Below are 19704 nucleotides of genomic sequence, written 5' to 3' on the forward strand. Positions count from 1 at the left end.
TAAATCTAACCCGTTCATTGTACCTGGCCCGTACTCCATGAAGAGGAAATCAATGTTGGACGGAAATTGCTACCGTATTCACCATCAAAAATTGGCGGTGAATAAGCAGTAATAATGAAAAAGGGTGTTCCAGGAGTAAGCGGTTATCAGGGCCCGGCGGGGGGGGGGGGCGCGGTAAAAGCCGTCACTGCTTCGTTGTTTTCGCAAAAGGCTGTCGCCCGCGACATTATCGCGATGTTTAAAATGAACCAGGTGAAAGGGTTCGACTGTCCGGGCTGTGCGTGGCCGGACCCAGGCCATCGGGCACCGATGGAGCTGTGCGAAAACGGCGTTAAGGCAGTCACCTGGGAGACAACCCGCAAGAAAGCGTCACCGGAATTTTTCAGCCGTCACCCGGTTTCCACGCTCTGGCACTACAGCGATTATGCGCTGGAAAATATCGGTCGTTTAACGCATCCGATGAAATACGATGCAGCGTCAGACACCTGGCAGGCGGTGGATTGGGATATCGCCTTCCAGGAAATCGGTGAGCGTCTGCGCAGCTATGATTCAGCACAACAGGTTGAGTTTTACACCTCCGGCAGAACGTCAAATGAGGCAGCGTTCTTGTATCAGCTGTTTGCCCGCGAATATGGCAGCAGCAACTTCCCTGATTGCTCAAACATGTGCCACGGACCGACCAGCGCCGGGCTAACGCCGGCCATTGGCCTTGGAAAAGGAACCGTTGAACTTGAGGACTTTGACCACTGCGATCTGGTGATTTGTATCGGGCATAACCCTGGCACTAACCATCCGCGCATGCTGACCACCTTACGCGACGTTGCCAAACGCGGGGCAAAAATTATCTCCATTAATCCGCTGAACGAAAGGGGGCTTGAGCGCTTTAGTTTTCCGCAAAGTCCGAAAGAGATGTTCACCGGCCAGGCGACGGCGCTGAGCCACGACTACTACCAGGTCAAAATGGGCGGTGACGCCTCGCTGCTTAAAGGCATCATGAAGGCGCTGATCGAAATGGATGAAGCGCGGATTTTACTGGATCAGCAGCCAACGCTCGATCATGCGTTTATCGATGAACATACCGCCGGATATGCCGCGTTGTATGATGACTTACGCCAGCGTAGCTGGGCGGAGCTGGAACAGGACTCGGGACTGACGCGCAGTCAGATGGAAGATCTGGCGCACAGCTACAGTAAATCCCGCGCCACGATTGTTTGTTATGGTCTGGGTATCACCCAGCATAAAAACGGCACTGAGAACGTCCAGCAACTGGTAAATCTGTTGCTGCTGAAAGGCAACATAGGTAAGCCGGGGGCGGGGATCTGCCCGTTGCGCGGTCATTCTAACGTGCAGGGTGACCGTTCGGTGGGGATCAACGAGGCAGCATCAGAAGATTTCCTGCAACGCCTTGAGACGTATTTTTCTATCCGTGTACCGCGCAAACATGGCCGCTCCAGTGTGGAAAGTATTCGCGCCATCGAGCGGGGCGATGCAAAAGCGCTCATCTGCATGGGCGGCAATCTGGCGGTGGCGATGCCACAGCCGCAGCGTACTTTTGCGGCGATGAAAAAGCTGGATCTGCAGGTTCACGTTGCGACCAAACTGAACAGATCGCACCTGCTGCTGGCAAAACATAACTATCTGCTCCCCGCATTGGGCAGAACCGAGCGCGATCTGCAGGTGACGGGCATTCAGTCGGTGACCGTCGAAGATTCAATGTCGATGGTCCACGCGTCCTGCGGCGCGCTGAAACCGGCTTCCCGCTGGCTAAAATCAGAGCCCGCGATTGTGGCGGGCATAGCACGCGCCACGCTGCCTCTTTCGCCGATCAACTGGGAAGCGTTAACCGGGGACTACGCGTTGATCCGTAACGCCATTGAAGCCGTGATCCCGGCGTTCCACGATTACAACGCCCGTATTGCCGAGCCGGGCGGGTTTCGTATGGATACCCCTGCATCGCGCCGTGAATGGCGAACGGTAAATGGCAAAGCCAACTTTATCGTCAGCCATCAGCGGGCGGTAGAGCGGGAAAATCAGCCTGCCGATACGCTGATACTAGCGACGCTACGCAGTCACGATCAGTACAACACCACGATTTATGGTATGAACGATCGCTATCGCGGCATTACCGGTCGTCGGGATGTGGTGTTTTTAAGCGCCGAGGAAGCGGCGGCTCGCGGTCTGAGCCAGGGTGATGTGGTCAACGTTCAGGCGCTGGGTGACAACGGCCAGCCGTGCGCGGATCGCATCATGTACGGCTTAACGGTGGTGATTTACAACATGGCGTCGGGCTCAATTGGCGCTTATCTGCCTGAAGCGAATGTCCTGCTGTCGCTGGACGCGGTGGACACACAAAGTTTGACTCCGGCGTATAAAAGCGTGCCGGTAATCCTTACCCAGGCGTAGTTCCTGCTGTGAATTTTTCGCCTCTGAGCGCCAGTCGCTGCGTTGAGGTGTATGATGATGTCGACCTCTGTCCGGTTAGTGTCGCAGAGCAGGCAATCAGAGCGAAAAATTCACGCCAACCTGCTCAGGCTGTATTGTTTTGAGGTAAGGTGCATGAGCAAAGGAACGACCAGTCAGGATGCCCCATTCGGGACATTATTGGGCTACGCCCCAGGCGGCGTAGCAATCTACTCTTCAGATTACAGCTCCCTTGACCCACGGGACTACGACGATGATGCGGCATTTCGCAGCTATATCGACGACGAATACATGGGCCACAAATGGCAGTGCGTAGAGTTCGCACGCCGCTTTCTTTTCCTAAACTATGGCGTGGTCTTCACCGATGTAGGCATGGCCTGGGAGATTTTCTCCTTACGCTTCCTGCGTGAAGTGGTGAATGACAATATCCTGCCGTTACAGGCATTTCCCAATGGTTCACCCCGCGCACCGGTAGCAGGCGCGTTGCTTATCTGGCAAAAAGGCGGCGAATTTAAAGACACCGGCCATGTGGCGGTCGTCACCCAGTTGCTGGAAAACAAAATCCGTATTGCCGAACAGAACGTGCTCCATACGCCGCTGCCTCCCGGACAGCAGTGGACCCGTGAACTGGAGATGGTGGTTGAAAACGGTTGCTACACCCTGCGGGATACCTTTGACGACACCACCATCCTTGGCTGGATGATCCAGACCGAGGATACCCGTTACAGCCTGCCGCAGCCGGAGATCGCCAATGACTCGCTGAAAATTGGCAGCGCGCGACTGGAAGATAACGGACAGTTCGACGGTAAATGGCTGGATGAGCAGGATCCGCTGCAAAAAGCCTACGTGCTGGCGAACGGTCACGTCATTAATCAGGATCCGCATCAGTACTTCACCATTACCGAGAGTGCCGAGCAGGAGCTGATCAAAGCCACTAACGAGTTACACCTGATGTACCTGCACGCGACCGACAAGGTGCTGAAAGACGACAACCTGCTGGCGCTGTTCGATATCCCGAAAATCCTCTGGCCGCGTCTGCGCCTTTCCTGGCAGCGTCGTCGACATCATATGATTACGGGTCGTATGGATTTCTGTATGGATGAACGCGGACTGAAGGTGTATGAGTACAATGCCGATTCCGCCTCGTGCCATACCGAAGCTGGCTTGATTCTCGAAAGATGGGCCGAGCGAGGCTACACAGGGCAGGGACACAACCCGGCTGAAGGGTTGATCAACGAACTGGCGGGTGCCTGGAAGCACAGCCGCGCACGTCCGTTTGTCCACATCATGCAGGATAAGGATATCGAAGAAAACTACCACGCGCAGTTTATGCAGCAGGCGCTGCGTCAGGCCGGGTTTGACAGCAAAATTCTGCGTGGCCTCGATGAGCTACGCTGGGATGACGCCGGTCAACTGATTGACGGTGACGGTCGCCTGGTGAACTGCGTCTGGAAAACCTGGGCGTGGGAAACCGCGATTGAGCAGGTGCGAGAGGTCAGCGAAACGGAGTACGCCGCGGTGCCAATTCGTACCGGGCATACCAATCAGGAAGTACGTTTAATCGACGTGCTGTTGCGCCCGGAAGTGCTGGTCTTCGAACCTCTGTGGACGGTGATCCCTGGCAACAAAGCGATATTGCCGATCCTCTGGCAGCTTTTCCCGCATCACCGCTATCTGCTTGATACCGATTTCACTGTTAATGAAGAGTTGGCGCAAACCGGTTATGCGGTGAAACCTATTGCAGGACGTTGTGGCAGCAACATCGATCTGGTGAGTCATCAGGAAGAGCTACTGGATAAAACCAGCGGTAAGTTTGCTGAGCAGAAGAACATTTATCAGCAGCTTTGGTGTCTGCCGAAGGTTGCCGGTAAATATATTCAGGTTTGTACGTTCACCGTAGGTGGTAACTACGGCGGGACCTGCCTGCGCGGTGATGAGTCGCTAGTGATTAAAAAAGAGAGCGATATCGAGCCGTTGATTGTGGTGCAGGAAGCGTAATCTTTCTGCGTGCTCAGGAATGAGGTGCGAAAAGCCGAAGTATATCTTCGGCTTTTTTTATTTATAGTTTAATTGATTTCGATTATATTTTAATAAATGATGTGGTCTATATATATAATTATAGATATTCCCCTTATTAATACTTGCATAATAAAAATACATTTATTCAGTGAATGCATTTAACATTATTTAATTCCTGTTGTTTGTATTAGATAAAGAGCTTCTTGATCTCTCTTTTAAATAAATAATACTGATGTATTATTTTGTTGAACAGTGATATTGATCATGTTTTCTATTAGAGAATATATCGGATTACATCGCCACACTAATTATAATCATTAATTGTCATTAACAGTCATTGTTGACTGCCCACAGAAATGACGTTGTATGAAACTCGTTGAGCGATTGGAAAATGCTCCGTCAGGAAATGCAAAATATCGGCAGGAATCGCCGGTCTGAGAGGGATGTATGGGTGACAGTTTTCAGAATGAAGTGCCGACGGCACGCGTTAATATCAAGTTAGATTTACATACCGGAGGCGTTCAGAAAAAGGTTGAATTGCCGTTAAAACTTTTGACCGTGGGTGATTTCAGTAATGGTAGAGAACAACGACCTCTATCGGAACGCGAAAAGGTTGATATTAATAAGAATAATTTCAACGATGTGTTAGCTAAGTTCTCACCAGTCGTTAATCTGAGTGTTAAAAATACGTTAGCTGGTGATGGTAGAAAAGACGATATTAATCTTACTTTTAAAAATATCCACGATTTTGAGCCCGAGCAGGTAGCCAGGAATATCCCACAATTACGCGTTCTGTTAGCTATGCGTAACTTACTTCGTGACCTGAAATCTAACTTACTCGATAACGCTGCTTTTCGTCGCGAGCTGGAAACCATCCTTAAGGATCCAGCCCTGAGTCAGGAACTGCGTGATGAACTGGCAACCATGATGCCAGAAGAGATTTAACGCTATACAGGGTTTCCTCCGCTTAATTGGCAGGAATAGTAAAGGATCATAAAAGGAATATGTTGATGTCTGTTCAGGAACATACCTCTTCAGTCGCGGCCACTACGACCAATGAACGCAGCGTTTATCAATCCCTCTTTGACAAAATTAATCTTTCCCCGGTTTCGGCATTAAAAAATGTTGATGCGTGGCAGAGTGATGAAGCGCTTTCTGATGCCGCTCCAGCTGAACGCGTGACCGCCGCTATTCAGGTTCTGGTCTCATGTCTGGCGGATGCCGCACAGCCAGTAGAGCGCCTGGATAAAACGCTGCTTGATGAACAAATTGCTCGCCTTGATAAGCAGATTAGCGATCAGGTAAATGAAGTCATGCATCATGCTGAGTTTCAGAAGCAAGAATCGCTCTGGCGCGGTTTACATTCGATGATCACCGGCATCGATTTTCGTCGAAATGTCCGGGTAGAAATGATGGATATCAGCAAGGATGCGTTACGTGATGATTTTGACGACGCGCCGGAACTTATCCAGAGCGGGTTATACCGCCATGTTTATATTGAAGAATATGATCAGCCAGGCGGCGAACCCATTGCGGCAATGATTTCAGCATACGAATTTGATAACAGCCCGCAGGATATTGCACTGCTGCGCAATATTTCTGGCGTCTCGGCAGCCTGTCATATGCCGTTTATTGGTGCCGTGGGGCCGAAATTCTTCCTGAAAGAAAATATGGAAGACGTCGCGGCCATAAAAGATATCAATGATTATTTCGAACGAGCTGAATACATCAAGTGGAAAGCATTTCGTGATAGCGATGATTCACGCTACATCGGGCTGACTATGCCGCGTGTGCTGGGTCGCCTGCCGTACGGCCCTGATACGGTGCCGGTACGCAGTTTTAACTATGTTGAAGAAGTTAAGGGGCCGGATCACGAAAAATATCTGTGGACCAGCGCCTCTTTCTCTTTCGCTGTCAACATGGTGAAAAGTTTTATCAAGAATGGCTGGTGCGTCCAGATCCGTGGGCCGCAGGCGGGCGGCGCAGTTAAAGATTTGCCTATCCATTTGTACGATCTGGGTACGGGTAATCAGGTGAAGATTCCATCTGAGGTGATGATTCCGGAAACCCGCGAGTTTGAATTCGCTAACCTCGGCTTTATTCCGCTTTCATATTATAAGAATCGTGATTACGCCTGCTTCTTCTCTGCTAACTCGGCTCAAAAACCTGCGCAGTTTGATACTCCGGAAGCGACGGCTAACAGCCGGATTAACTCACGTCTGCCGTATATCTTCCTGCTTTCTCGCATCGCTCACTACCTGAAAATCTTGCAGCGGGAAAATATTGGCACGACCAAAGATCGCCGTCTGCTTGAGCTTGAACTTAACAACTGGCTGCGCAGTCTGGTAACCGAAATGACCGATCCTGGCGACGACTTGCAGGCATCACACCCGCTGCGTGATGGGCGTGTCGTGGTGGAGGATATTGAGGATAACCCCGGTTTCTTCCGTGTACGCCTGTATGCCATTCCGCATTTCCAGGTTGAAGGTATGGACGTCAGTCTGTCGTTAGTTTCACAAATGCCGAAGTCGAAATCTTAACGACGCAGCGCACAGGAGGTGCGATGAAGATCTATCGTCCGTTATGGAGCGAGGGGGCCTTTCTGGCTCCCCAGCAGTTTCAGCAACAGACACGTTGGGATGCTTATGTCGCTGACGTTGTTGCTCACATGTCACTTTCATCACCGTGGGGCGTCATCAGTGCGGAGTTTGATGAAAGTGCGCTAACGGTTTCCCGTTTGAATCCCGTTAATCTGGTGGTGCGCTTTCCTGACGGTACGTTAGTGGATACAGGTATTTCAGATAACCTGCCTCCGGCGTGTGATTTATCGCATCTTACTGGTTACAGCAGCGTTGATATCGTGCTGGCGTTGCCGCTGCTTTCAGCTAATGGCGGCAATCTTTCATCAGGCAACGGCGTTAGCCGTCCGTGTCGCTGGCAGCAGGAATGGCTACCAGTGCAGGATCTCGCAGGCCAGGAACGGACTGATATGGCGGTACTGCGGCATGCTATTACCCTCCGGTATGCCCATGACGATAACAGCGCTTATCTGACCTGTCCGGTAGCTTGCCTTATTCGTAATGCTCAGGGGCAATGGGAGCTGGGACGCGATTTTTTACCACCCTCGCTTTCACTCTCAGCGAGCCCCTCATTAATCAACTCGCTCGGTGATTTAGTACACCGTATCCAGGCGCGTTGCCGTCGCCTGATGGCCTTGCGCCGTGAAAGTAACGAACGAATGGCGGATTTTGCGGTAGCAGACGTTTCATTGTTTTGGCTGCTAAATGCACTTAATAGCTCGGAGCCTGTTCTGAAAGAAATGCTGCAAAATCCGGGCCGTCACCCCGAGCTTTTGTGGCGTGAGTTGGCGCGGTTAGCCGGCAGCCTGCTGACCTTTTCATTAGACAATGATGTCAGTGTTGTACCTCCATACCAGCACGCAAATCCGCAGCAGGTATTCCCGCCACTGTTTGCACTGCTGGTGGAACTACTGGAAGCCAGCCTGCCATCTCGCGTTGTCGCGATTGAACTGACGCAGGAGCGACAGTTCTGGTATGGCGCTCTGTCGGATGCCCGACTGCGTGAAGGCGCTGATTTTTATCTGTCCGTTCGTTCGGCTCTTCCAGCGCATGTCCTCCTGACGCAGTTTCCACAGCTGTGTAAAGCAGGGAGTCGGGCTGATGTGTCGGATGTCGTCAATGTGGCACTTAGCGGCATTCCATTAAAACCGCTGACGCATGTACCCGCAGCCATCCCACTACGACTGGAAAATCAATATTTTGCTCTTGAGATTAATCATCCAACCGCCCAGTCCATGCTGGACGCCGGTAATTGCGCTTTCTATGTGCCGGGAACGTTGGGAGAGATTCAACTTGAGCTATTTGCAGTATTAAGGGATTGAAATAAATGAATAAGGATATTGATCAGGTGTTCTGGCCAACCTGGCTTGCTGTAAGCCAATTACGTGATGGGTCGGAAGTCGACGATGGGGCTGCTTTCTATCGCCGGGCCTGCCAATGGATTGATTCTGCACGTGAGGCCTTACGTGACATGGGATACAGCGAACACAGCGTTGAGCACATGCTCTATACGCAATGTGCATTACTGGATGAAAGCGTATTGAACCGCAACCGCCAGGATAGCGGTTATATCACCTGGCTTGCGACACCTTTACAGGCTCGCTATTTCAACACCACCAATGCCGGGGAAGAACTTTGGGAGCGTATCCGTACCGTACTGCGCGAGCCCGTTCCTGATACCGCCGTATTAACCTGCTTTTATCGCGCAATCACGCTCGGTTTTGTTGGGCGTTATCGTGAGCAAGGAGACGAGCGTCGTGAAGATGTTCTTGAAGCGCTGACGACTCAGGCAATGCCTTTTAAGTTAAAGCACGATGCGCCAGTCATCATGCGGGCTTCCGGATTCTCTGGCGGTAAGCGCCGCTGGTGGCTGGCATGGCTTGTCGGCGCACTGGCGTTGGGTGCTTTATGGCTCACATTTTCTCATGTCTTACAAGGGCAGATTGCTCAGCTTATTGGGCAGGGTTAAGACATGGCTCAGTTGCGAGGGATCGTTAACTATGCGCTGGCAACCGTGCTGGCTTTGTTGCTGGTCTGGGGATTCAGTCCGTTAAGTATGGGTGTTCGCAGTGGTCTTACCGTCTTTATTTTACTGTTTTCCATTCCAGGGATCGTTTATGGCTGGCGTCAATATGGTCGGTTGACGTCTGCTCATTCTGCTCATGACGTTCCGCTCCCTCCAGAGAGTTTCAGTGGACCTGTTGTGCTGGTATGTGGCGATACTGCTCCTTTGTTTGCCGGACGTGGCGATTCCTGCGAGAGTTCACAGGGCTGGTATTTATCTGTTCAATCCCCAGAGCATTACAGTGCTCTGGTTCGTCAGATAGCTGTGCAGCGTCCGGGGCTTCTTATGCGCGTTTCCGTGATGCTGGCATTGATCCCGGAACGGCATAATGATGAAGACGCGCTCAAGCACATGCTGCTCAGTTGGCGGCGGGTGGTGACCCAGAGTCGGCGTTGGTTATCAGGTATACCGCCGTTTTGGCTGTGTTGTTGGCTGAATTCTCCTCAGTGCAATGAGACTGTGCGTTGGTTTATTCGCACCCCTCAGGATACTGAAGTGCAGTCGGCTACAGGATTAGATGATTTTGTTCCTTTCTCATCGCAAGAGCACTCGGCTCGCCATTCTCACCTTACACATGCAGTGTGGTTAGATACTTTACTGGGTTGGCTGAAGAAGGTACAAGGCGATGCCGAGCGCCATGCTCCGCCACTTTTCTCTGCTTTACGGGTTGTGTGTTTCACCTCATTAGCGGCCTGTGAAAATAACCTGTGGCAGCGGCATATCACCGATCAAACAACGATTTCTCCTGCGGCTTCTGCAGCGTCCGAACTGCTGCCTTTTCCTGATTTAGCATTGCCTTTTTTATCCCGCCGCCGGGCGCTGACAGCATTTCAACGAACTGTGGGTATAAGTGGTCTGCTATGCGGCATTTTTGTTGGACTGGCGATGGCATGCAGCTTTATCAATAACCAGCATCTCATCAGGATCACAAACGATCATCTGACACTATACCGCCATCTTAGCGGCAATCCTGTCGAGCCAAAGATTCAGGCTCAGGATCAACTTCGTCGGGATGCGCAGCGGCTTGATCGCTGGTATCAGCGCGGCGAACCCCTTTCTCTTTCAATGGGATTGTACCAGGGGATGAGATTGATCCCACCTTTGCAGGCCGCAATCAGCGACTGGTTGCCACCTGAAAAACCAAAAGCGACCTCCCCGCAAACCGTGCGTCTTGACAGCATGTCGCTGTTTGATACGGGCAAATGGGCGCTAAAAGCGGGTTCAACAAGAGTGCTCATTCGAGCTTTGGTCAATATCAAAGCCAGGCCCGGTTGGCTGATAGTCATCGCCGGGCATACCGATGATGTGGGTGACGATAAATCTAATCAGCAGCTCTCTCTCAAACGTGCGGAATCTGTTCGCGACTGGATGCGTGATACCGGTGACGTCGCAGAGAGTTGCTTTGCCGTTCAGGGTTACGGTGAATCACATCCCTACAAAACCAACGATACGCTGGAGGGTCGGGCTGCCAACCGCCGTGTAGAGATCAGTCTGGTTCCGCAGGTTGATGCCTGTCGGGTGCCGGGCATGAGGGAACCGTCACCGCAAGATGGTGACGCATTAGCGAAGTAAAAATGGAGAAAGAGTTATGGCAATTCCAGTCTACCTTTGGCTGAAAGATGACGGCGGTGCGGATATTAAAGGCTCTGTTGACGTGAAAGACCGTGTGGGCAGTATCGAAGTAGTGGCTCAGGAACATAACCTGTACATCCCTACCGATAACAACACCGGTAAGTTGACCGGGACGCGCATCCATACCCCATTCCTTTTCACTAAGGAAATCGATGCCTCCAGCCCGTATCTGTACAAGGCTGTAACGACCGGTCAGACCCTGCGCCAGGCAGAGTTCAAATGGTATCGCATTAATGATGCGGGTCAGGAAGTGGAATACTTCAACACCACTCTGCACAACGTGAAGGTGGTGAAAGTAAATCCTGTGATGTACGACATCAAGGATCCGGCTAAAGAGAAGCACAACCACCTGGAACAGATAGAACTGCGCTACGAGAAGATCGTCTGGACGTATAAGGATGGCAACATTATCCATTCTGACGCCTGGAACGAGCGTACCACCGCGTAATGCACTAACGGATGAGGATTTCCTCATCCGTTTTTTTATGCCCTCTGCTGAGCGTCCGGAGTGGGGGGTTAAGCAGAGAGTATCAACGTCACTTATTACCTTATGGGCATTGGATTACGGCCACGGGCGGTAGCGTGCCTGAATACAGGGAGTCAGGAACCAAATGGAACACCAGTCAGCAGTGTTATTACGTCGTCTCAATCCCTACTGTGCTCAGGCGCTTGAAGCGGCTGCATCGTTATGCCAGACGCGCGCGCATGCAGAAATCACGCCTGAACACTGGCTACTGAAGTTGCTTGAGCAGGGGGAGGGCGATATTACCGTCATCGCTCGTCGCTATGAATGGGATATCGACAATCTCTGGCAGTCGCTGCTGGTGCATCTGGATGTTCAGCCTCGTTCCGTGAAAAGCCGCCCGCAGTTGTCTGATGCGCTTCTTTCTTTAATGCAACAAGCATGGCTATGCGCCGCAACGGATGAAAATTCGCAGATACGGGGTGTGCATCTGCTGATGGCACTGGTAGGCAAACCTTCACTACTGAAGTGTGATGGCCTGTGGCCTCTTCTGAGCGCCGGACATACTCAACTGGAACGACTCCTGCCGCTATTAAATGTCCAGTCGGATGAACGTCCCGAAAGACAGCAGGAAGCCGCTCTGGCGCAGGTTTCTCCTGATGATGAATCGCGTCCTGGCCTGGCTCAGTCGACGTTGTCGTCAGCATTACAAGGCGTGCTCGATAAATTTACGCAGGACGTCACCGCGAAAGCGCGTGCCGGCGATATCGACCCGGTATTTGGTCGCGATAATGAAATTCGTCAAATGGTGGATGTGCTGTCCCGTCGGCGAAAAAACAATCCCATTCTGGTCGGGGAACCCGGCGTCGGCAAGACCGCTCTGGTGGAGGGACTGGCGCTGCGTATTGCGGAAGGTAACGTGCCGGATAGCCTGAAAGCGGTGACGTTACGCACGCTGGATCTTGGGCTGCTTCAAGCGGGGGCTGGGGTGAAAGGAGAGTTTGAACAGCGTTTAAAAAATATCATTGATGCCGTTCAGCAATGGCCAACCCCCGTTCTGCTCTTTATTGATGAAGCACATACCATCATTGGGGCTGGTAATCAGACGGGAGGCGCTGACGCAGCCAACCTGCTAAAACCCGCTTTGGCCAGAGGTGAACTACGAACCATCGCGGCGACCACATGGAGCGAATATAAACAGTATTTTGAGCGTGATGCTGCGCTGGAGCGGCGTTTTCAGATGGTGAAAGTGGATGAGCCAGATGATGACACTGCTTGTTTGATGCTGCGCGGTCTGAAATCACGCTATGCGGAACACCATGGCGTTCACATCACTGACGACGCGGTTAAAACCGCTGTTACGCTCTCTCGCCGCTACCTTACCGGGCGGCAGTTGCCGGACAAAGCCGTCGACCTGCTGGACACCGCAGGTGCAAGAGTACGTATCAGCCTTGATACCGTTCCGGAACCACTGACGCGTTTGAGGTCGGAGATCACCGCGCTTGAAATCGAAAAGCAGGCGTTGCTTGCAGATCTCGCGCTAGGAAATGGTCAGCATGGTGAAAGGCTGGCGAGCATTGAACAGCAAGAAAATCGTCTGCTTGTCGAGCTAGATGAACGCGAAACCCAGTATGGCCAGGAATTAGCGCTCACTGAGCAACTGCTGGCCAGCCGCCATGATATTTCCCGTCAGGCGGAGACGGTTGAATTGCAGCAGCAGCTTAGTGTGCTTCAGCAGGGTCATCCTTTACTGTTTCCGGATGTAGACGCGCGCACTGTCGCAACGGTGATTGCCGACTGGACCGGTATCCCGTTGTCTTCACTAATGAAGGACTCCCAGGCAGACTTGCTGACGCTTGAAACTCAGATGGGAAAACGCGTTGTCGGGCAGGATTATGCGCTTAATGCCATCGCGCAACGACTGCGCGCATCGAAAACGGGTCTTACGCCGGAAAACGGCCCGCAGGGTGTGTTTCTGCTTACCGGACCAAGCGGTACCGGGAAAACGGAGACGGCGCTGGCGCTGGCCGAGATTCTGTTTGGCGGTGAAAAATCGCTGATCACCATTAATCTGTCTGAATATCAGGAGCCGCACACCGTGAGCCAGCTCAAGGGCTCGCCTCCGGGATATGTGGGTTATGGTCAGGGAGGGATCCTGACCGAAGCCGTGCGAAAGCGCCCCTATAGCGTGGTACTGCTGGATGAAGTAGAAAAAGCGCATCGCGACGTCATGAACCTGTTTTATCAGGTATTTGACCGTGGTTTCATGCGCGATGGCGAAGGTCGTGAAATTGATTTTCGCAATACCGTTATTTTGATGACCTCCAATCTTGGCGGCGATGCCGTGATGCAGCTGCTGGAAGAACAGCCGGAAGCGACAGAGCCCGATCTGCATGAACTGCTGCGCCCGCTTTTGCGCGACCATTTTCAGCCGGCGCTGCTGGCACGTTTCCAGACCATTATCTATCACCCGCTCAGTGAACCAGCGCTGCGCACCATTGTACAAATGAAGCTGGATCAGGTTAGCCAGCGATTGCAGCGCCACTACGGTATCACCACGACGATATCCGAGAACCTTTTTGATGCCCTGACCGCCGCTTGCCTGCTACCGGATACGGGGGCGAGGAATATCGACAGTCTGCTGAACCAACAAATCTTGCCAGTGCTCAGTCAGCAGTTGTTAACATATCTTTCCCGGCAGCAAAAGCCACACTCTCTGATCCTTAGCTGGGATGAGTTGAAGGGCATCATGATGGAGTTTGAGAGTGCCAAATAATATTAAAGAAGGTGGTCTCAGAACGCTTACATCTGGAGAGATTGAACTGGCAAAGTCTGTATTTGGTTCTGCTCTCCAGTACCATAAAGTGTGGATTCATCGAGATAGTTATTTACCATTAAATTTACAAGATTCGAATACGGCGATGACGCCTGACGGTGAGATTTACTTTCGTGAACTGTATCGGGAAGATTTTTCTCAGGCATTACCCTATTCGCAACATTTATTTATCCATGAAATGAGCCATGTCTGGCAGCGAGAAAATGGCATGAACGTTATTTGTCGAGGTCTGGTGAGTTGGTTAGTCAGTTATCGATATAAATTGGATGGACGACTTCTAAGCGAGTACCCCATGGAGCAGCAGGCTCAAATTATCGCGGATAGCTTTATTCTAAAAAAGAGTGGATATAGAACGTGGCTGGATATGCGGTTCAATCATAATATAACTTTAGATGGGGATATTCATGAAAATGTAATCAGAGAATCGTATAGAAATACTCTTCGAGGATTTCCCTGGTGATGAAAGGTAGATTATTTTGTTGTTTCAGTCTGTTGAGTTACAGTCTGTTATTTCTCACCGGATGTCCAGGATATGGGGATGTGTTACTTCTTGATAAGGAAGCGGTGGTTAGCATGGTTGGGGAAAATGTCTGTTTCTGGGTGAATGATTCTGCGAAACATAAACCCAGTATCATTTCTATTACTCAACGAGGATCTGAATTCGGAAGGGAAAAATTCACTATAGATCCACCATTGATATTGATTGACGAGAAATGGTGTATTACTCCTAATTTTTATACTTTTCCAGATAAGGGGCAGTTTATCGTTTCCTATAGTATACCAAATGATAGTTTAGATGACCGACCGCAGCGCGTGGTTAGTGGTGTGGAAGTCTCTAATGGGAATGTCCACAATTTTCATCTTACCGATATGGAAATCATACGACCATATTCTGAGATGGATAGGTAAAACACTTCAAGTATGTATAAATCATAATGACTTCACTGTGTATGGACCTCGTTATGAAAATGCCATTAGATAAGCATTGTGAGGGCTTCTTTGGTAAAAAGAGCTAAGAAGTTAATTAATGCAACTTTGCTGAGTTACAGTCTGTTATTTCTCACCGGGTGCCCTGGATATGGTGACAGATCATTTACCGATGAGGAAGCCACAGTTAGCGTGGTTGGGGAAAATATCTGCTTCTGGGTGAAGGACTCTGAAGAGTACAAACCAGGTATCATTACGGTTACTCGTAGAGGTGCTGAATTTGCTGATGAGAAATTTATGCCAAATCCACCGCTTATTCTTCTTAATAATAAATGGTGCATAACACCCGATTTTTATACTTTTCCTGCTAGTGGCCAGTTTGTAGTTACGTACACGTTAGAGATTCCTTATTCAAGTGATAGACCCCGAAGTGTTGTTAGTGGGGTGGAGATTTCTAATGGTCGTATTTATAACATCCATCTTACCGATATGGAAATAGCCAGGCCTTATTCTGCGATGGATAAGTGATTTTTAAATCGGGAAATAAAGTGCGTTGAACGGAGTTAATCTTATGGATAAGTCTCATCAAACGGTAGCAACTACGCTTAATCGATATAGTTTATCTATTCCTTCTTGCTCTTCTGTATTGGATGTAGAGGATTTCAGTGGTTCTGAAGGGCTGAGCCGGAATTATTACTATGGTATTTTGTTTACCAGTACAGATAAAGATATTCAGGTAAATCAATTTGTGCGTCAGGTAGCAACATTGACGATGAATGCTGGCAAGCTGGCATCTATGACGACGCAGAAAATAGTCCATGGTGTGATAACTGATTTTCAGCGGGTATCTGGTTCTGCCGATGAATCAAGATATCAAATTATCGTCGAGCCTTATCTCTCCCTGCTGGATAAACAGTTCCGCACGCACCGTTTCTTCATAAACAAATCGGTCCCGGAAGTGGTGAGTGAAATCCTGCAGGAGCACGCCCTGCATGGCTGGGAGTATGAATTCACGCTGACACAGAGTTATCCGAAGCGTGAACAGATAAATCAGTATCAGGAGAGCGACCTGGCGTTTATTGAGCGTCTGCTGGCGGAAGTGGGGATATTTTACTTCTTCACGCTGCAGCCGGACACCCGGACGGAAGTGGTGCATTTTGCAGACCAGCAGAGCGCTTATGAGTTTGATAAACGGCTGGCGCTGAACAGCCCGTCAGGAATGAGCGACAGCGGGGCGGACTCCGTCTGGGGACTGAACATTCTGCACCAGGTGGCACCGGCGGGAGTGACGACAAAAGACTATAACCACCGCGAAGCGCAGAAAGTGCTGCAGTCGGCGAGGGCGGATATCACCGGCGGCGAAGGCGAGGAAATGCGCTATGGCGAGGTGTATCACTACAAACCGCGCCATCTTGAAACCGGGGATGCATTCGATCCGGCGGCGGAAACCGGGAACTTCTGGGCGCGACTGGACCACGAGCGTTTTCTGGCGGAGCAGACGCTGATAACGGGTTTCAGCACGGATGCGGGGTTACGTCCGGGACAGGTGTTGACGATAACCGACAACAGCGTGCCGTCGACGCTGCCGGGCGTGCTGCAGCAGCCGGTGGTGGTCATCCGGGCCGGGTTCAGCGGCAGCAGGAAGGATGCGCTGAGGGTGACGCTGGCGGCGGTACCGTACAGTGAGACGCAGTGCTGGCGTCCGGCGCTGAAGGCAAGACCGAAGGTCAGCGGCACGCTGACGGCGCGGGTCAGCAGCCCGAAAAGCGGGGATATCTACGCGCATCAGACGGCGGAGGGGCTGTACCGGGTGAAGTTTGATGCAGACCAGGACAGCAAACAGCAGGGTTACGAGAGCATGCTGCTGCGCCTGGCCAAACCCTACGGTGGCGACACCTACGGGATTCACTTCCCGCTGATACAGGGCACAGAAGTGGCGGTGGCGTTTCATGAAGGGGACCCGGACCGACCCTATATCGCCCATGCGCTGCACGACTCCCGGCATCCGGACCATGTGACACAGGCAAACCACACCCGCAACGTCATCCGCACGCCCGCGAACAACAAGCTGCGCATGGAAGACAAACGGGGCGAGGAGCACGTCAAGCTCAGCACCGAGTACGGCGGCAAGACGCAGCTGAACCTGGGGCATAACGTGGATGCACAGCGTGCGCTGCGGGGCGAGGGGTTTGAACTGCGTACAGACCAGTGGGGAGCTATTCGGGCTGGGAAAGGGATCTTTATCAGTGCCGATCGCCAGGAATTAGCTGGAGGTTTGCAGTTAGATATGCATGAAGCAGTAGCTAACTTACAAGCTGCGCTTCAGGATGCGAAAGGTATTCGCTCTGCAGCAGAAAAAGCGAAAGCAGAACTGGCTGATATCGAGAGGCAAAAAGCATTGTTAATGGAGTCTGTGACAGACCTCAAGAAACAGGCTTTACTTTTTTCTGCCCCTGCTGGCATTGCGCAGGTGACTCCTGCCAGCATCCAACTCTCATCAGGTGAGAATGTCATTGTAACCTCCGGAGCGGACACGGATGTCAGTGTCGCTAAAAAATTCCGCCTTGGTGTGAAAGAAACAATAAGTCTTTTCGCTCAGTGGATGGGGATTAAAATTTTCGCCAGCAAAGGAAAAGTGGAAATTCAGGCACAGGGAGATGCAATGGATCTGCTGGCAAAGAAAACGTTGAGTATAGCCAGCAAGGATGAGCAGGTGATCATTACCGCAGCGACAGAGTTAGTACTCAGTTGTGGTGGCGCGTATATCAGGCTTAAAGATGGTGAAATAGAAGTAGGGGCGCCTGGTAATGTACGCGTAAAGAGCATTGGGATTCAGAAAATGGCTCCTGCAACATTGAATGCCAGCATAGAATTACCGGATCCTTGCGCCACAGCTATTGATGCTGCTGGTGGTACGCAAAGCCCTACAGTGACGCTGGGTTGATGGAGGACCAATAATGAAGGAATCATTAATAACTTATGATTACTCCTTACAGGCAATGCAAAAACAAGGGGATTATATTGGTGAGCAAATATTTAATTCTTTTAGAACGTTAAATAGAAATTGCATTTTAATGATTGATACTGCAATTATAAGGTTGAGAAATAAAGAATCATCATTCTATAATGAAATAACAAATAGATATGTTGTAAGGGTACCTGTTGCTACTCGTTATCTATCATCTGAATTTGAACCTTGTTTGGTTTCACTGAATTTATCCTTACCTGAGGATTGTAAGTTACTACAAGAAAGCATTATGCAAGCTCTGCAAGAGATCGAACCTAATGAAATACTGCTGGGTAAGGGCAGGATGGTATGTGGTTGGCTTTCTTGCGAAGAAAACATTGTAAATCTCGCAGATTATCTGGGAAAGGTGGCAATCCAGCAGCATGATGGAAAAGATGTTTTGCTTCGGTATTATGATCCGGCAATTATGATCTCTCTTTTATCTATTCTGGATGACTGGCAACAACGACGTTTGTTAGGGCCAATTGAAGTGTGGAGTTTTATTGATGGCGATGGTCAGTTTATCAATAAAATAAATCAGTCTGAGAATCAACTGCGACTTTCATATACGTTATCGCTGAGCGCTGACAATTGGCGTGATATAAATTTTGCAGGGATAAAAAATAGAGTTATCTGTAATTATCGTCTGGCTAATTTGAGTCGTGAACGGTTTTCAGAGCCCGCGGTATTTAAGCTATTGCAGCAGTCACTTAAAAGAGCTGTATTATATACTTTTTCTGATCAAGAAGATCTTATCAAGTGGGGCCAGTGTTCAATTAATGTTGCTCCGGAGTTTTATAACCATGAATTTATTAAAAACTTGCTTGAAATAAATAGCTTAAGTGAGAGGGGGAAATTTACTCAAATCATATCTCATATCACAGAACAACAATGGAATGAAATTCGAGCAAACATTAATTAAGCAATTTACAGTTCGAATATGTGGGAGAACAGGGATGATAAATCATAAATGTGACTGTATGTCACAGGGACCGGCATTAATACCTGTACGCTATGCGGTGGTTCCTGAATATATTAAAGAACCATTGCCGGCGTGGGCAAAATCTGGAATATCAGCTTACCCGGCGGAAAACGAAAACTATCACTATGCGCTACGCGCGATGCGCAGGGGATATATCTATATCTATTATCCGTACCTGACGGACTGGGAAGCGTGGTCGGTGTGTGATGACGGCAGTTTGTGGAAACAGCTGTCGGCGAAAAATGTTCTGGAGAAATCAGAGCCAGACTGTCGGCAGGGAACGTACAGTGATGGCGGAAAGGATTTTCTGACGCTGCCTTATGAAGTCCTGGAGAATGATATCTGGATAGCATTCACGCAGTGTCCCTGGACGGAAAAAACGATGGAGCGTTACGCGGGCGATAGCGGTCAAAGGCAGCGCAGAATGCAGCGCCTGAGTTCCTCAAACTGGACGGCGCCCCAGGCTTCACAGCAAATAACAGAGGCAACCACAGCAAATCTCGCCAGGGTTCTGGATTACATCCCGGCGCAGGGCAGCCAGCTGTGTCCGGCAATGCGGTTACCGTATGGCACCCATACTAAAATCCGCGTCAGCCAGTGTGTGAGTGAACGCTATGCCATAGTCAAAGAGCCGGGGCCGCAGGAGACATTGTATCCGTGGAAGAACGGAGTGGCCGGAAATACAATCCGGCAGATGAAGGAACGGGGTGTGAAGCCAGACGGTTCCCCCGTGACACCGTTGCTGATGGCGTTGCATGATGCAGCAGGGATAG

At 50.5% G+C, this 19704-nt stretch carries 15 protein-coding genes; all 15 read left to right on the top strand.

The window, feature by feature from the left end; genetic code table 11:
- Positions 1 to 114: 114 nt before the first annotated feature.
- Positions 115 to 2403, top strand: coding sequence for an FdhF/YdeP family oxidoreductase (locus OGY19_RS12050; RefSeq protein WP_286596516.1), 2289 nt, complete (start codon positions 115 to 117; stop codon positions 2401 to 2403).
- A 153-nt stretch (positions 2404 to 2556) separates the two neighbouring features.
- A complete protein-coding gene (gene gss, locus OGY19_RS12055) occupies positions 2557 to 4419 on the top strand; it encodes a bifunctional glutathionylspermidine amidase/synthase (RefSeq protein ID WP_061068587.1) in 1863 nt (620 codons plus the stop codon).
- A 468-nt stretch (positions 4420 to 4887) separates the two neighbouring features.
- Positions 4888 to 5385 carry a type VI secretion system contractile sheath small subunit gene (tssB, locus tag OGY19_RS12060; RefSeq protein WP_048213212.1) on the top strand — a complete coding sequence of 166 codons (498 nt, stop codon included), beginning with the start codon at positions 4888 to 4890 and terminating at the stop codon, positions 5383 to 5385.
- 65 nt (positions 5386 to 5450) lie between these two features.
- The gene (gene tssC, locus OGY19_RS12065) at positions 5451 to 6980 is read left to right on the top strand and encodes a type VI secretion system contractile sheath large subunit (protein ID WP_137376165.1); all 1530 of its coding nucleotides are present in this window, start codon (positions 5451 to 5453) and stop codon (positions 6978 to 6980) included.
- Between the two features lie 23 nt (positions 6981 to 7003).
- Positions 7004 to 8341 carry a type VI secretion system baseplate subunit TssK gene (gene tssK, locus OGY19_RS12070; RefSeq protein WP_061068585.1) on the top strand — a complete coding sequence of 446 codons (1338 nt, stop codon included), beginning with the start codon at positions 7004 to 7006 and terminating at the stop codon, positions 8339 to 8341.
- Between the two features lie 5 nt (positions 8342 to 8346).
- The gene (tssL, locus tag OGY19_RS12075) at positions 8347 to 8988 is read left to right on the top strand and encodes a type VI secretion system protein TssL, short form (RefSeq protein ID WP_048213209.1); all 642 of its coding nucleotides are present in this window, start codon (positions 8347 to 8349) and stop codon (positions 8986 to 8988) included.
- Positions 8989 to 8991: 3 nt separating this feature from the next.
- Complete coding sequence (locus OGY19_RS12080; protein ID WP_061068584.1) at positions 8992 to 10656, top strand: OmpA family protein; 1665 nt, start codon at positions 8992 to 8994, stop codon at positions 10654 to 10656.
- 16 nt (positions 10657 to 10672) lie between these two features.
- Entirely contained in the window at positions 10673 to 11164 is a 492-nt protein-coding gene (gene tssD, locus OGY19_RS12085; protein ID WP_003024437.1) for a type VI secretion system tube protein TssD, read from the top strand.
- Between the two features lie 163 nt (positions 11165 to 11327).
- Positions 11328 to 13955, top strand: coding sequence for a type VI secretion system ATPase TssH (gene tssH, locus OGY19_RS12090; protein ID WP_286596520.1), 2628 nt, complete (start codon positions 11328 to 11330; stop codon positions 13953 to 13955).
- A complete protein-coding gene (locus OGY19_RS12095; protein ID WP_286596521.1) occupies positions 13945 to 14475 on the top strand; it encodes a type IV secretion protein Rhs in 531 nt (176 codons plus the stop codon). The genes tssH and OGY19_RS12095 overlap by 11 nt, the downstream gene beginning before the upstream one ends.
- Entirely contained in the window at positions 14475 to 14924 is a 450-nt protein-coding gene (locus OGY19_RS12100; RefSeq protein ID WP_331254164.1) for a putative T6SS immunity periplasmic lipoprotein, read from the top strand. Before OGY19_RS12095 ends, OGY19_RS12100 begins: the two co-directional genes overlap by 1 nt.
- Before the next feature lie 90 nt (positions 14925 to 15014).
- Positions 15015 to 15470: a putative T6SS immunity periplasmic lipoprotein gene (locus tag OGY19_RS12105; protein ID WP_137378847.1), complete on the top strand. Its 456-nt coding sequence runs from the start codon at positions 15015 to 15017 to the stop codon at positions 15468 to 15470.
- Positions 15471 to 15513: 43 nt separating this feature from the next.
- Positions 15514 to 17886 carry a type VI secretion system Vgr family protein gene (locus OGY19_RS12110; RefSeq protein WP_286596523.1) on the top strand — a complete coding sequence of 791 codons (2373 nt, stop codon included), beginning with the start codon at positions 15514 to 15516 and terminating at the stop codon, positions 17884 to 17886.
- 13 nt (positions 17887 to 17899) lie between these two features.
- Positions 17900 to 18871 carry a DUF4123 domain-containing protein gene (locus OGY19_RS12115; protein ID WP_286596524.1) on the top strand — a complete coding sequence of 324 codons (972 nt, stop codon included), beginning with the start codon at positions 17900 to 17902 and terminating at the stop codon, positions 18869 to 18871.
- 58 nt (positions 18872 to 18929) lie between these two features.
- Positions 18930 to 19704, top strand: a 775-nt coding sequence (locus tag OGY19_RS12120; protein ID WP_286596526.1) for a T6SS effector BTH_I2691 family protein, incomplete at its 3' end; no start/stop codon positions are given.

This window comes from Citrobacter sp. Cy070, assembly GCF_030332245.1.
Lineage (GTDB): Bacteria > Pseudomonadota > Gammaproteobacteria > Enterobacterales > Enterobacteriaceae > Citrobacter > Citrobacter youngae.

Excerpts from the sequence above, each read along its gene's own strand:
- OGY19_RS12050 (WP_286596516.1), top strand. The coding sequence starts at position 115 with ATGAAAAAGGGTGTTCCAGGAGTAAGCGGTTATCAGGGCCCGGCGGGG.
- gss (WP_061068587.1), top strand. The coding sequence starts at position 2,557 with ATGAGCAAAGGAACGACCAGTCAGGATGCCCCATTCGGGACATTATTG.
- tssB (WP_048213212.1), top strand. The coding sequence starts at position 4,888 with ATGGGTGACAGTTTTCAGAATGAAGTGCCGACGGCACGCGTTAATATC.
- tssC (WP_137376165.1), top strand. The coding sequence starts at position 5,451 with ATGTCTGTTCAGGAACATACCTCTTCAGTCGCGGCCACTACGACCAAT.
- tssK (WP_061068585.1), top strand. The coding sequence starts at position 7,004 with ATGAAGATCTATCGTCCGTTATGGAGCGAGGGGGCCTTTCTGGCTCCC.
- tssL (WP_048213209.1), top strand. The coding sequence starts at position 8,347 with ATGAATAAGGATATTGATCAGGTGTTCTGGCCAACCTGGCTTGCTGTA.
- OGY19_RS12080 (WP_061068584.1), top strand. The coding sequence starts at position 8,992 with ATGGCTCAGTTGCGAGGGATCGTTAACTATGCGCTGGCAACCGTGCTG.
- tssD (WP_003024437.1), top strand. The coding sequence starts at position 10,673 with ATGGCAATTCCAGTCTACCTTTGGCTGAAAGATGACGGCGGTGCGGAT.
- tssH (WP_286596520.1), top strand. The coding sequence starts at position 11,328 with ATGGAACACCAGTCAGCAGTGTTATTACGTCGTCTCAATCCCTACTGT.
- OGY19_RS12100 (WP_331254164.1), top strand. The coding sequence starts at position 14,475 with ATGAAAGGTAGATTATTTTGTTGTTTCAGTCTGTTGAGTTACAGTCTG.
- OGY19_RS12110 (WP_286596523.1), top strand. The coding sequence starts at position 15,514 with ATGGATAAGTCTCATCAAACGGTAGCAACTACGCTTAATCGATATAGT.
- OGY19_RS12115 (WP_286596524.1), top strand. The coding sequence starts at position 17,900 with ATGAAGGAATCATTAATAACTTATGATTACTCCTTACAGGCAATGCAA.